Origin of the sequence: Vagococcus sp., assembly GCF_036639995.1 — a bacterium.
Taxonomy (GTDB): domain Bacteria; phylum Bacillota; class Bacilli; order Lactobacillales; family Vagococcaceae; genus Vagococcus.
Window position 1 is genome coordinate 56,052 of sequence record NZ_JAVWHO010000004.1, and the last position, 12,957, is coordinate 69,008.

At 31.9% G+C, this 12,957-nt stretch carries 11 protein-coding genes; 6 read left to right on the forward strand and 5 right to left on the reverse strand.

Going from position 1 to position 12,957, the window contains the following annotated elements:
- Positions 1-31: 31 nt before the first annotated feature.
- Together RR554_RS02695 and RR554_RS02700 are read right to left on the reverse strand one after the other, a co-directional pair.
- On the reverse strand, positions 32-520 hold the full coding sequence (locus tag RR554_RS02695; RefSeq protein ID WP_332462675.1) for a phosphatidylglycerophosphatase A family protein: 489 nt from the start codon (positions 518-520) through the stop codon (positions 32-34).
- A 66-nt stretch (positions 521-586) separates the two neighbouring features.
- Positions 587-1,573 (reverse strand): NAD(P)/FAD-dependent oxidoreductase, encoded by a 987-nt coding sequence (locus RR554_RS02700; protein WP_332462674.1) that lies wholly within the window; start codon positions 1,571-1,573, stop codon positions 587-589.
- Between the two features lie 148 nt (positions 1,574-1,721).
- Between RR554_RS02700 and RR554_RS02705 the strand changes: the two genes are divergently transcribed.
- The 6 genes from RR554_RS02705 to manA all read left to right on the forward strand — a co-directional run bounded on the left by RR554_RS02705 (position 1,722) and on the right by manA (position 9,110).
- Positions 1,722-2,393, forward strand: a complete 672-nt coding sequence (locus RR554_RS02705) for a TetR family transcriptional regulator (RefSeq protein ID WP_332462673.1) — start codon at positions 1,722-1,724, stop codon at positions 2,391-2,393.
- Between the two features lie 19 nt (positions 2,394-2,412).
- Positions 2,413-4,131: an ABC transporter ATP-binding protein gene (locus RR554_RS02710; protein ID WP_332467375.1), complete on the forward strand. Its 1,719-nt coding sequence runs from the start codon at positions 2,413-2,415 to the stop codon at positions 4,129-4,131.
- A complete protein-coding gene (locus tag RR554_RS02715) occupies positions 4,128-5,981 on the forward strand; it encodes an ABC transporter ATP-binding protein (protein WP_332467376.1) in 1,854 nt (617 codons plus the stop codon). The genes RR554_RS02710 and RR554_RS02715 overlap by 4 nt, the downstream gene beginning before the upstream one ends.
- Positions 5,982-6,090: 109 nt before the next feature.
- A complete protein-coding gene (locus tag RR554_RS02720) occupies positions 6,091-7,005 on the forward strand; it encodes a VOC family protein (protein WP_332467377.1) in 915 nt (304 codons plus the stop codon).
- Between the two features lie 75 nt (positions 7,006-7,080).
- Positions 7,081-8,097, forward strand: coding sequence for a serine hydrolase domain-containing protein (locus RR554_RS02725; protein WP_332467378.1), 1,017 nt, complete (start codon positions 7,081-7,083; stop codon positions 8,095-8,097).
- Between the two features lie 47 nt (positions 8,098-8,144).
- Positions 8,145-9,110 (forward strand): mannose-6-phosphate isomerase, class I, encoded by a 966-nt coding sequence (gene manA / locus RR554_RS02730; RefSeq protein WP_332467379.1) that lies wholly within the window; start codon positions 8,145-8,147, stop codon positions 9,108-9,110.
- A 42-nt stretch (positions 9,111-9,152) separates the two neighbouring features.
- On the opposite strand, the gene ald is transcribed toward manA, so the two are convergent.
- From ald to RR554_RS02745, 3 genes are all read right to left on the reverse strand, one after another.
- Positions 9,153-10,265, reverse strand: coding sequence for an alanine dehydrogenase (ald, locus tag RR554_RS02735; RefSeq protein WP_332462667.1), 1,113 nt, complete (start codon positions 10,263-10,265; stop codon positions 9,153-9,155).
- A gap of 471 nt (positions 10,266-10,736) precedes the next feature.
- Complete coding sequence (locus tag RR554_RS02740) at positions 10,737-11,423, reverse strand: type 1 glutamine amidotransferase (RefSeq protein ID WP_332462666.1); 687 nt, start codon at positions 11,421-11,423, stop codon at positions 10,737-10,739.
- Complete coding sequence (locus RR554_RS02745; protein WP_332467380.1) at positions 11,424-12,767, reverse strand: Mur ligase family protein; 1,344 nt, start codon at positions 12,765-12,767, stop codon at positions 11,424-11,426.
- Between the last annotated feature and the right edge of the window lie 190 nt (positions 12,768-12,957).

A 12,957-nucleotide genomic window follows, 5' to 3' on the forward strand; every position in this document is an offset into this window, starting at 1 on the left:
TCACTAAGATATTTAGTGAAAACCTCATTTTTTAATTTGGTTTAGAATGAGCCAAGCGACTAGCAGCTGCTGCAGCAATTGCGCCAACAATATCGTCTAGAAAAGTATGAACTTTTCCTTCTTCATGAGAATTTAGTTTGGCTAAGATTCCAGGTTTTACTTTATCAATGTAACCATAATTAGTAAAGCCAATAGAACCATAAACATTCACGATAGATAAAGCCATGATTTCATCAATACCGTATAAACTTTCGTCTGATTCAACAATTTCTTGAAGTGGTTCTAAAAGTTTTCCTTCTTCAGCAAGAATATCAAGTTGAATTCCAGTTACAATGGCGTTTTGAACTTCTCTTTTTTCAAGAACGGCTTCAACATTCGCTTTGCATGTATCTAAAGTTAGATTATCAACGTAATCATTTTGTAGAAAATAAACCAAATCTGCCATGTCATCTAAGGTAACGCCACGTTCATTAAGTAATTTTTTAGCGTTTTCTCTTAGTGTTTCTTTTTTTACTATCATATACATTCACCCTCTTAATGATAACTATTATACAAAATTAAATTAATAAGTACAAGATGATCCTGTTTATTCATATAAACTCGTACTATGCATTGGTTGAAGACGCTCAGTTGGGTTAATAAAATGAATCGCGTTATTTACCGCAGTAGGAGCTTCACCAAAGCCTGTTGCAATTAATTTTACTTTTCCTTCATAAGTACTGATATCGCCAATAGCAAAAATACCAGGTGTTGAAGTTTCAGTACTTGTTTTAGCTAATATAGATAAACCTTTAAATTCTAAAGGCCATTTTTTTATAGGACCAAGAGAAGAAGAAAATCCATAATTAACAATCAGATGGTCTAACGGTATAGTTTCTTCAATTTCTTTTTTAGGATTTATTATTGTAATGGATTCCATCTTATCATTAGCTTGATTTAATGAGTCAATCACAAATGGTGTTTTTATGACAATTGATGACTCGTGTAATTTATTAACACTGTGTTCATGTGCTCTAAATTGAGGTCTTCGGTGCACAATAGTGACACTTGAAGCAACTTCTTCTAGCATTAATGCCCAGTCAACAGCAGAATCTCCACCACCACAAATGACAACATCTTTATTTGAAAAAGCATTCATATCTTTGATGTAGTAATGAAGTTGCTTTCTCTCTAAGTCTTCATTTCCCTCAACGTTTAACCTTCTTGGTTGAAATGAACCATTTCCAGCTGCAATAATAATTGATTTAGAATAATGAATTTCTTTATCGGTTGTTAGTGTAAAATACTCTTCCTTTTTTTCAAAAGAAATAACTTCTTCTTCTAAACAAACACTATGATTGAAAGGTTCAATTTGCTTAATCAAAGAATTAACTAAATCTTGCGCTTTGACATTCGGAAAACCAGCTACATCATAAATGAGCTTTTCTGGATAAAGTAGTGAGAGTTGTCCACCTAATTCTGGTAACACATCAATAATTTTTGTCTTAGCACCACGCATACCAGCATAAAATCCAGCAAAAAGGCCAGCAGGTCCGCCACCAATAATTGTAATATCATATATATTTTCGTTCATTTAATCGACTCCTTTACATGTGAATCACCTCTGTAAGTATAAAATAGTTGTTATGAAATTGATACTTTTTTGATTTAAATTAAAAACAATTGACGTGTGACACGGTGTCATATATAATGACATCATGTCATAAAAGAGGAGGAAAGACATGCCAACACAAACTTTTTTTAGGTTGGAAAGTGAAAAGCAAGAAAAAATAATTTCAGCAGCCAAAAAAGAATTCTCAAACGTTCCGATTCACGAAGCGTCAATTGCTAATATTATTAAAGAGGCTGAGATTCCTCGAGGTAGTTTTTATCAATATTTTTCTGGTAAAGAGGATTTATTTTACTACTTATTTGATTCTGTTAGAAAAGCACCGGAAACATATTTTTTGATGTGTTTAAAAGAAGAAAATGGCAATATTTTTGAAACATTTAAAAAATTTTTCCCGAAATTTGTAAAAGGAGTATTTGAAGGAGAAGATGCATTATTTTTGAAAAATATCTTTTTGCATATGAATTATAAAAGTTCAGTTCGTTTTATGATGAGTGAAATGAATGAAGAGGAAAAAGAAGCTCATATTAAGCATATGAAAAATCACCGGAAAGACTCAGAGCTAAGTTTTTCTAAAATAACGGAGATGGTGGACCAAGATAGTTTAAAAATAAATTCTGAAAGAGAGTTTAAAATACTGTTTCGTCAATTATGGACAATGGTTTTAAATACAGTAAATGAAGGATACCGAATGAAATACCATGAAAAAGAATTTGATTTAGAATTATTAATTAATGATTTTAATATGAAAATAAACTGGTTAGAATTTGGTATTTTAAAGTAGCAGAAATGGAAGTGAAACTATGTTAAAAATGATTAAACGAATGTCTCCGTGGGCAATTACTGGAGCCATTCTTTTTATGGTAATTCAAATCACTAGTGATTTATATTTACCAACCTTAACATCAAATATTATTGATAAAGGGGTAACAAAAGGTGATACCGATTATATTATCCAAATTGGTATCATAATGATAGGTGTCTCTCTGATTGGTATTACAGCTTCTGTTTTTAATACCTTAATTGCTTCAAGGGAAGCACAAAAACTAGGAAGAAATTTACGTTCTGATATCTATTCAAAAGTAGAACATTCTTCAAATTTAGAATTTGAAAAAATTGGAACAGCTTCTTTAATCACAAGAACAACCAATGATGTGAATCAAATCCAAATGGTAACGCAAATGTCTCTTAGACTAATGATAAACGCTCCGATTACATTGATTGGTGCAAGCATCTTGGCTTATACAAGAGATCCTGATTTAACTAAAATATTTATTTATATTATCCCAGTCTTGTTAACTGTGGTGGGTGTCATTATGTTTTTTGCTACACCTCTTTTCAAAAGTTTACAAGAAAAAACAGATAAGCTTAATTTAGTATTTAGAGAAGGGTTGACGGGTGTCAGAGTCATTCGTGCGTTTAATCAAAATAAATTTGAAGAAAAACGGTTTGATAATGTCAATAAAGATTACACACAAACAGCCATCAAAGTAAATATGCTAATGAGCTTTTTACTACCAATCATTACACTGATTATTAGTGTAACGAATGTTTCTATTGTATGGTTTGGTGGTCATAACATTGCTGAGGGAACGTTAGAAGTTGGTAATATGATGGCGTTTATGACATATGCTATGCAAATTTTAATGAGTTTTATGATGATGACAATGATCTTTATTTTTGTCCCAAGGGCACAAGCTTCAGCTGTTAGAATTAATGAAGTTTTGGATATGGAAAACAGTATCAAAGATAGTAAGCAACCTAAAAACTTCGGAAGTAAAAAAGAATTAGTTTTTAATAACGTTCTTTTTAGATACCCAGGTGCTGAAAAACCAGCTATTTCACAAGTTGATTTTTCTAGTAATTCAGGTGAAACTATTGCAATCATTGGTGGGACTGGGTCTGGAAAATCAACATTAATTAATTTGATCCCTAGATTTTATGATGTTGAAGAAGGTCAAATTATTGTTAATGAACAAAATATTAAAGAAGTCAATCAAGTTGCATTAAGAGAAAAAATAGGATACGTTCCACAGAAAACATTATTATTTACAGGTACTATTCGTTCGAATATGGCATATGGTAATAAAAACGTATCAGATGAAGAAATTTGGCAGGCGTTAGAAATTTCTCAATCAAAAGAGTTTGTTGAAAAACTTCCTGATGGATTGGACACAAAAGTAGAACAAGGTGGTTCAAACTTTTCTGGTGGTCAAAGACAACGACTTTCCATTGCGAGAGCACTAGCAAAAAAATCTGATATTTACATTTTTGATGATTCTTTTTCAGCCTTGGATTTTAAAACGGATGCGTTATTAAGAAAAGCATTGAAAGAATCGATGACAGAAGCAATTGTTATTATTGTTGCTCAAAGAATTAGTACAGTTGTTGATGCAGATCAAATTTTAGTTCTTGATGAAGGAATTATGGTTGGAAAAGGAACACATAACGAATTGAAAGAATCTAATAAAACCTATCAAGAAATTATTCAATCACAACTTAGAGAGGAGGAAATAGCATGAGTAAAGGACCAATGAATCGCGGTCATGGGGCAAAAGGAAAAGTAGATAAACCAAAATACTTTTGGAAAACGACTAAACGATTAATGAGATATATTTCTAAAAAAGTTTACTTAATAATTATGGTTTTTATTTTAGCTATTACCTCAACTATTTTCCAGATTAGAACACCTAAAATTTTAGGGGAAGCTACAACAGAAATATTTAAAGGGTTAATGAAAGGAAAAGCTCAGATTGCTCAAGGAATGAAATTGGATAAGGTGCCTATTGATTTTGATAAGATATGGGGCATTATTCTAATTGTTTTAGGCATGTACGCAGCTTCAGCTGTCTTTAGTTTAATTCAACAATTTATTATGACTCGTATTTCTCAAAATACAGTGTATCAACTTCGTAAAGAGTTGAAAGATAAAATGAGTAGAGTTCCTATTTCTTATTATGATACACATACTAATGGTGACATTATGTCTCGAGCAATCAATGATATGGATAATATTTCAGGAACACTTCAGCAAAGTTTAACTCAGCTTGTAACAAGTGTGGTTATGTTCTTTGGTGTATTAATTATGATGTTAAGTATTAGTTGGAAACTGACATTGGTTGCCTTTATTACGGTTCCTTTAAGTTTGATTGTAACAATGATGATTGCTCCAAAATCACAACGTTTCTTTTCTAATCAACAAAAATCTCTAGGATTATTAAATAATCAAATTGAAGAAACATATGGGGCACATTCAATTGTTAAGAGTTTTAATCATGAAGAAGAAAACACAAAATTGTTCGATGAACAAAATAAATTATTGTTTGAATCAGGATGGAAAGCACAATTTATTTCAGCCATGATTATGCCTTTGATGAATTTTATTAAAAATATCAGTTACGTGTTTGTTGCTGTTATTGGAGGAATTCAAGTTGCAAACGGACAAATTACAATTGGTAATGTCCAAGCCTTTATGCAGTATACCAATCAATTTGCCCAACCATTAAGCCAAATGGCTAATTTAATCAATACTATTCAAGCTACAGTTGCTTCAGCTGAACGAATTTTTGAAGTGATGGATGAAGTAGAAATGACAGACGAGTTAGTGGATGTGCCAGCTACGATTTCATCTGATGCAGAAGTTTCCTTCCAACACGTTGAGTTTGGTTATAGTGAAGATGCAATCTTGATGAATGATTTTAATTTAGACGTTGATAAAGGGCGAAAAGTAGCTATTGTAGGTCCAACAGGAGCTGGGAAAACAACGTTGATTAATTTATTAGAACGTTTTTATGACGTATCAAATGGACATATTCTTTACCGTAATCAAGACATTAGAAATATGAAACGTGAAGAGTTGCGTGCTGATTTTTCTATGGTACTTCAAGAAACTTGGTTATTTACAGGCACAATTTTTGATAATATTAAATATGGAAATGAGCAAGCAACAGATGAAGAGATATATCAAGCAGCTAAAGCAGCTCGTGCAGATGATTTTATTCGTCGTTTGCCAAAAGGCTATGACACTATTCTAAATGAAGAAGCTTCCAATATTTCTCAAGGCCAACGCCAATTAGTAACCATTGCTCGTGCGTTTCTAGCCAATCCAGAAGTTTTAATTTTAGATGAAGCAACCTCAAGTGTTGACACAAGAACAGAAGTTTTAATTCAACATGCTATGGATGAATTGTTGAAAGGAAGAACAAGTTTTGTCGTTGCTCACCGTTTATCTACAATCAGAGATGCTGATAATATTATTGTGATGGATAAAGGTTCAATAGTAGAAACTGGAAACCATGATGTTCTTATGGAGAAAAATGGGTTTTATGCTGATTTATACAATAGTCAATTTAGTGGAAATGTTGCAATTTAAGTAAAAATGACTGAAATTCTCATGAATATTTTTTTATTTTCTAATTATAGCTATATCATTAGTAAGTTTTTGTCGAAAGATGGTACAATAAACAACGAACGATTTATTAATGAAATTATCGGATAATATATTAGGAGGAATTAATTGTATGGGAAGCTTTTCGTTAGACCCAAAAACTAAACTGGCGTCTGTAGCATTAAGAGTGAAGGATTTTGATAAAATGGTAGGATTTTATCGTCACGTTGTGAGGCTAGATTTAATTAATGAAGAAAACGACATGGCTATTATGGGAATTGGAGAAAAGAGAAGAAAGCTAGTAGGTTTGATTGCAACGCCAGAAGGTAAAGAAGATTCTAACACACGAACTGGCTTATATCATATGGCTTTTGTTTTTCCAACTCGTGAAGATTTTGCGTTGTTTATGAAGCATCTTATTTTGCTTAATTATCCGATTGAGGGAAAAAGTGATCACGGTTATTCAGAATCAGTTTATATCAATGACCCAGAAGGTAATAGATTGGAATTTAGTTGGGATAAACCTAAAGAAGAGTGGCCACTTCTTGAAGGTAAGATTAATGGAGTAACAAAAGAATTAGACATTCAAAAATTCTTATGTCGCGTAGAAGGAGAATTTGAAAGTATTCCAGAAGAGACAAAAGTTGGACATGTTCACCTTTCTGTGTTGGATTTAGAAGAAAGTTATCGTTTTTATGTTGATAAACTAGGTTTCTTCATGAAAGATGATGATTTTGCGCATACTCACTTTTTAACAGTGAATGATTACCATCATCAAATTGCTTTAAATGAATGGACGCCTGCTTCTCAGAAATCTTTTGCTAAAGAGACTGACTTGGGAGTGGATCATATTACATTTGATCTTCCAAATTTTGAATCATTACTTGAACTTAAAGAGCATTTGACAGAATCGGGAACAGAGTTTTATTTCAATAAAGGCAAAAAAATAATTGGTATTAGTGATCCAAACGGTATTCAATTATGGTTCATTGTTCTGAAAAAGCACTAAAAGAAAAGCTAAGGGAAAGTGTGAGACATTAAGTCTCTTTCCTTTGGCTTTTTTTGATAATAGGAGTGAAAAATAATGTATTCCAAAACAGAAAGTTTTATAAAACAATTAGTAGATGAAAGAAAAATTCCAGGTATTTCATATGCGTTTTTAAGTAAATCAAAGCAGTATAAAAAAGTGATAGGATTAAAGCAAATCACTCCTTTTGAGGAAAGATTACTTGAAGATACCTTATATGATATGGCATCGTTAACAAAAGTTATTTGTACCAATTCAGTGATACTAAAACTCATTGAGAAAAATAAACTTTCTATTGATACTCCTCTTAATAGTTATTTACCTGAATTTACAGATAAATTGGTGACAATTAGACAGCTATTAACCCATACATCAGGCATCAATCCTTATATTCCAAATCGAGATTCACTTAATCAAGAAGAGTTAAAGCGAGAAATTTTAAAGTTAACATCAAATGATTCAAGAGGAAAAATAGTTAAATATACTGATACTGGAACTGTTCTTTTAGGTTTTTTAATTGAAGAAATATATCAAAAAAGCGTTCATGATGTTTTTTTACAGGAGGTAATACATCCCTTAAAAATGGAAAGAAGTTTTTTTTATAATTTTGATAAAAAAGAGGCTGCTCCAACAGAATATTCATCAAAAAGAGGATTAATTCAAGGCGATGTTCATGATCCAAAGGCATATGTTTTAAAAGATCACTGTGGAAGTGCTGGGTTGTTTAGCACACTAGAAGATACTATTTTATTTGTTCAAATGATGATGAATGGCGGAAAAACAGTGGATAATACAACTTTCTTATCTCAGAAAACGGTCACGTCACTATGTCAGGATTATACAGATGGAAACATAAAAAAAAGATCTTTAGGATGGGATTTAATTGAAAAAAACAAGCATACATTTTTATATCATACTGGTTATACAGGCACATTTATTTTAATGGATATTAAAGAACAAGAAGGGCTTATTTTTTTATCTAATCGTGTTCATCCACATGATAATCGAGAAGAATATATTTTGCTAAGAGACCAATTAATTGAAATCTATTTAAATGAAACCACGAATCATTAAAAGAATGTTATAATAGTAAAAATAGTAATTTAGGGGTGGATTTTTTTATGTTAGAACCATTATTTTTAAAGCCGGTATTTCAAGAAAAAATTTGGGGTGGATCAAAATTAAAAACGGAATTTGACTATCCGTTAGAAAGCGATAAAATTGGAGAATGTTGGGCAATAAGTGCGCATCCTCATGGGGTATGTACCGTTGAAAATGGTCCATTTAAAGGTGAAAAATTAGATGAATTATGGAAAAAACACCCAGAGTTATTCGGTAACTCTAAAGAGGAAGTTTTTCCATTATTGACTAAAATATTAGATGCTGCAGATGATTTGTCTGTCCAAGTTCATCCAGATGACTTATATGGAAAAGAGCATGAAGGAGAACTGGGAAAAACAGAATGCTGGTATATCATTAGCGCAGAGCCTGGTGCTGAAATTATCTATGGTCATCATGCAAAAACAAAAGAAGAACTAAAACAAATGATTGATAGTGGTGATTGGGATCATTTATTGCGCAGAATAAAAGTGAAAAAAGGAGACTTTTTCTTTGTCCCTAGTGGAACAATTCATGCGATTGGAAAAGGTATTATGATTTTAGAAACACAACAAAGTAGTGATACAACTTACCGTGTCTATGATTATGATCGTAAAGATGATTCAGGGAATTTAAGAGAATTACATATCCAACAATCACTTGATGTAACTAATGTGCCTCATATTGATCCAGTTCTAAATATTAAACAAATAAATGATGGTGATTCAAGTATAACAACTTTTGTAGAATCAGATTATTTTAATGTCTATGATTGGGAAGTTTCAGGTATTTTAAACTTTAAGAGAATGTCACCATATACATTAGTGAGTGTTCTAGATGGTTTTGGTTATATTTATCTAAATGATTCAAAGAAACCAACTGAAATTAAAAAGGGTCAACATTTCATTCTAACTGCTGATGCTCAAAAAATCAGAATTGAAGGTAACTTAAAGATAATTGCGTCTTCACCTGGAACTAAAAATAGATAAAAAAATGAGGAACTTGCTAGTAAGCAGGTTCCTCATTTTTTATTAAATAAGATCAACAAGCGGTGTGTAAAGTCGATTTTGGTCGATAGCTACTTGCTCATAGGTTAATTTACCTTTACAAGTATTTACACCAATCGCTAAAGATTTATTATTATTAACGGCTTTTACAAAACCTTTATTAGCTAATTCTAAAACGTATGGTAAGGTATTATTGGTTAGTGCTAGAGTCGATGTTCTAGAAACAGCACCAGGCATATTAGGAACGGCATAATGAAGCACATCATGTCGTAAATAAGTAGGATCATCATGACTTGTTGTTTTGTCAGTAGTTTCAAAAATTCCACCTTGGTCAATAGCAATATCAACAATAACAGAGCCTGGTTTCATATCTTTAACCATTTCTTCTGTGACAAGAGTAGGTGCTTTTCTACCTGGAATTAATACCGCACCAATAACTAAATCTGCACGTTTTACAGATTGGTGAATATTATGAGGATTTGAAATCAACGTTTCAATTTCATTACCAAAAATATCTTCTAATTGAGCTAGTCTTTTTTGATTAACATCTAATATTCTTACTTTAGCACCAAGACCAACAGCGATTTTAGCTGCGTTATAACCAGCAACTCCACCACCGATAATGGTGACATTTCCTCTGGCAACTCCTGGTACAGAAGAAAGTAATACACCTGATCCCCCTTTTGTTTTTTGTAAGAAATAAGCTCCTGTTTGAGGAGCCATACGTCCAGCAATTTCAGACATAGGCGTAAGTAGTGGTAAACTACCATCTTCTAATTGGACAGATTCATAAGCAATAGAAGTAACTTTTTTCTCTAATAAGGTATCAGTAAGCTTACGAGCTGGAGCTAGGTGTAGGTACGTAAATAAAATTAAACCTTCCCTAAAGAATTTGTATTCAGATTCTAACGGTTCCTTAACTTTTAACACCATGTCAACATTCCAAGCTTCATTTGCACTTTGAACGATAGTAGCACCATTTTCTAGGTATTCTTCATCTGTATACCCTGCGCCAAGTCCGGCGTTTGTTTCAACGATAACTGCATGATTGTCTTCAATCAATGTTTTTACAAAAGGTGGAGTAATAGCCACACGATTTTCGTTGTTTTTAATTTCTTTTGGTATTCCTATTTTCATTGAGCTTCCTCCTATTCATTAATGAGATAATTCTCATTAATTTAATTATACACTTACTATGAAAGATAATCTATTTGATTTATTAATTGGGAGTAAAATAGAAGTTTCTTTTGATGTTAAAAATAATGATAGTTTTACTTTTTAGGAGTATATTGAATGCTTTATAAAGTTATATTTTAATTTTATCGATACCGCTGATTGGAATCCCTGTATTGGGAAGTAGCTCTCTACCAATAATAGGTGAAGAAACAACGGTATATGCTGCTAAAGCGAAAGGGCCTGTTAAACAGAATAACTTATTACTCTTTATATGATAACAATGGAAGATGGCAAGGGTATTTAAGTGAGTTAGCTGTAAAATAAATGAATAAATAAAAAACACCTATTCCAAAATGGAATAGGCGTTTTGATATTTATTAAGTTAATATCCTTGCTATATAAATGATTTTAGATAAGTTGAATGTTTTTTTATTAATTTAAATCAGATAATGAAAACTGCTTATGATATTTTTTTTCCATAACCATATTGATTAGGCGTAGAGCAAGATTTTTATTTTTAGATAGCAGAGGTCCATGGAAATATGAACCAACAACATTCTTGTACAGTACACCTTCAGTTTTATCTTTGCCGTTATTTCCATGTCCAGCTTTTACTGTGCCAAGAGGTTTTTCACCTTCTCCAAGGAAAGTCATACCATTATGATTTTCAAATCCGTAATAAGTTTCATCAAATTCTTCATTATAGATTTCAATGTCACCAATAAATCGGTTGTCATTTTGGCTAAGAGAGTAATGAGGTAAGGCATGAATCCCCTGAATTTTCTCTCCTTTTGCTCCAATGTAGTATTCCCCAAGAAGTTGGAAGCCACCACAAATAGCTAGCATAACGCCGTCTGACTCTATGAAGTCAATTAATTGTTCTTTTTTGGTTTGAATGTCCTTAGAGACAATAACTTGCTCATAATCTTGACCACCGCCAATGAAAATCAAATCATAGTCATTGGTATCTAATTTTTCATGGATACTAACAATTTCCGTTGAAAATTCAACGCCCAATTGTTCAGCGTAATAGTCGAGAATTAAAAGATTTCCATTGTCACCGTAAGTGTTTAGTAAATTGCCATAAAGATGACAAACTTTTATTTTATAGGGTGTCATTTAGTTTGCCTCCTTAATATAACCAAGTTGAATGAGTTCTTTTCTTAAACTTAGAACAGCTGTATAAGTTGCTAAAATATAAACATGTTCGGTTGGAGCTGTTTTTATTTCGCTAATGACTTGCTTAATATCAGTGACTTCAGTTAATACATCATTGTTTATACCTGCAACTTTTAACCGTAAAGTCATATCCTCGCGACGTTCACCACCAGAAATAACTTTTGGAATATTCATTTGTTTCAATTCTTCTAATTGACTATCCCAAATCCAACTAACATCAATACCATCAGCATAGTTAGCGTTAAGAAGAGCTGCTAATGAAAAGTCAAATGGTGACATCTTCATTGTATCGATAACTTGATTTAATCCAACCGGATTTTTAACAAGCATTAGTGTACATTTTTTACCATCAATATTAATAATCTCTTGGCGGCCAAATACTTTTTCGTCATAGGCTAGACCTTTTCTAATTTTTTCAGGTGATATATTGTAATACTCTGCAACAGAAGTAGCTGCTAAAGCATTATAGATATTGTACATTCCTCCTACTTCAATAGAATAATTTTCATTATCAATTTTAAATTTAGATGATGTATTAGTTGTTTCTGTGATTTCAGTTAGCTGATACTCTAATTCTGGTCTTTCAAAGTCACAGTGAGGGCAATAATATTTACCTAAGTTACTGTAAGTAATCATTTTGTATCTTAATATATGATGACAGTGAGGACATAGAACTCCATCTGTGTTGTAGTGAGCAGCTAAATCTTTATCTGGTTTATGATTAAATCCGTAGTATTTTTTTGGATTAACAGTTTCAATAGAATTAAAAATCGGTAGATCCCCATTCATTAAAATGGTTGCTTCAGGTGCTTTTTTTGCACCATCTACAATTAGTTTGTAGGTAGTGTAAATTTCGCCATATCGATCCATTTGGTCCCTAAAAATATTAGTAAAAACAAAAAGTTCTGGGGTTAAGAATTCTGTTACCTTACTTAAGCTGGCTTCATCAATTTCTAAAACAGCGAAATTTTTACCGTGTTTATTTTTTTTACCTGAAAGAAATGTTGAGACAATTCCTTGAAGCATATTTGCTCCTGTTGTGTTGGTTAACACATCTCCAACTTCTTGTTTTAGTATGTTCACAGTCAGTGCAGTGGTTAAGGTTTTTCCGTTTGTACCTGTCACTACAATAATATGATAGTCTTTTGCCAATTGATCTAATACGTTAGGATCAAGAGCTAATGCTATTTTTCCTGGTAAACTACTACCGCCTTTTAAAAATGTTTGTAAAAACCAACGACTCGTTTTTCCAACAACTGTTGCAAAACTACTGCGTAAACTCATGCATGTTTCCTCCTAATTAAAACTTCGACTTATTCATAATACCATATAATATTATAATTGATGAAAAAAAGTAAAGTATTAGATTAAATCTAAATAGATACTTAATAATTTTCTTTTTCGTTATTTTACTTTCTATTAATAAGAACAAATAATTGACGGATAAAGCTTGGTTGGCTATACTTAAAACCGT

Coding starts and splice junctions, on each gene's coding strand:
- RR554_RS02695 (WP_332462675.1), bottom strand. CDS start 520: ATGATAGTAAAAAAAGAAACACTAAGAGAAAACGCTAAAAAATTACTT.
- RR554_RS02700 (WP_332462674.1), bottom strand. CDS start 1,573: ATGAACGAAAATATATATGATATTACAATTATTGGTGGCGGACCTGCT.
- RR554_RS02705 (WP_332462673.1), top strand. CDS start 1,722: ATGCCAACACAAACTTTTTTTAGGTTGGAAAGTGAAAAGCAAGAAAAA.
- RR554_RS02710 (WP_332467375.1), top strand. CDS start 2,413: ATGTTAAAAATGATTAAACGAATGTCTCCGTGGGCAATTACTGGAGCC.
- RR554_RS02715 (WP_332467376.1), top strand. CDS start 4,128: ATGAGTAAAGGACCAATGAATCGCGGTCATGGGGCAAAAGGAAAAGTA.
- RR554_RS02720 (WP_332467377.1), top strand. CDS start 6,091: ATGAAATTATCGGATAATATATTAGGAGGAATTAATTGTATGGGAAGC.
- RR554_RS02725 (WP_332467378.1), top strand. CDS start 7,081: ATGTATTCCAAAACAGAAAGTTTTATAAAACAATTAGTAGATGAAAGA.
- manA (WP_332467379.1), top strand. CDS start 8,145: ATGTTAGAACCATTATTTTTAAAGCCGGTATTTCAAGAAAAAATTTGG.
- ald (WP_332462667.1), bottom strand. CDS start 10,265: ATGAAAATAGGAATACCAAAAGAAATTAAAAACAACGAAAATCGTGTG.
- RR554_RS02740 (WP_332462666.1), bottom strand. CDS start 11,423: ATGACACCCTATAAAATAAAAGTTTGTCATCTTTATGGCAATTTACTA.
- RR554_RS02745 (WP_332467380.1), bottom strand. CDS start 12,767: ATGAGTTTACGCAGTAGTTTTGCAACAGTTGTTGGAAAAACGAGTCGT.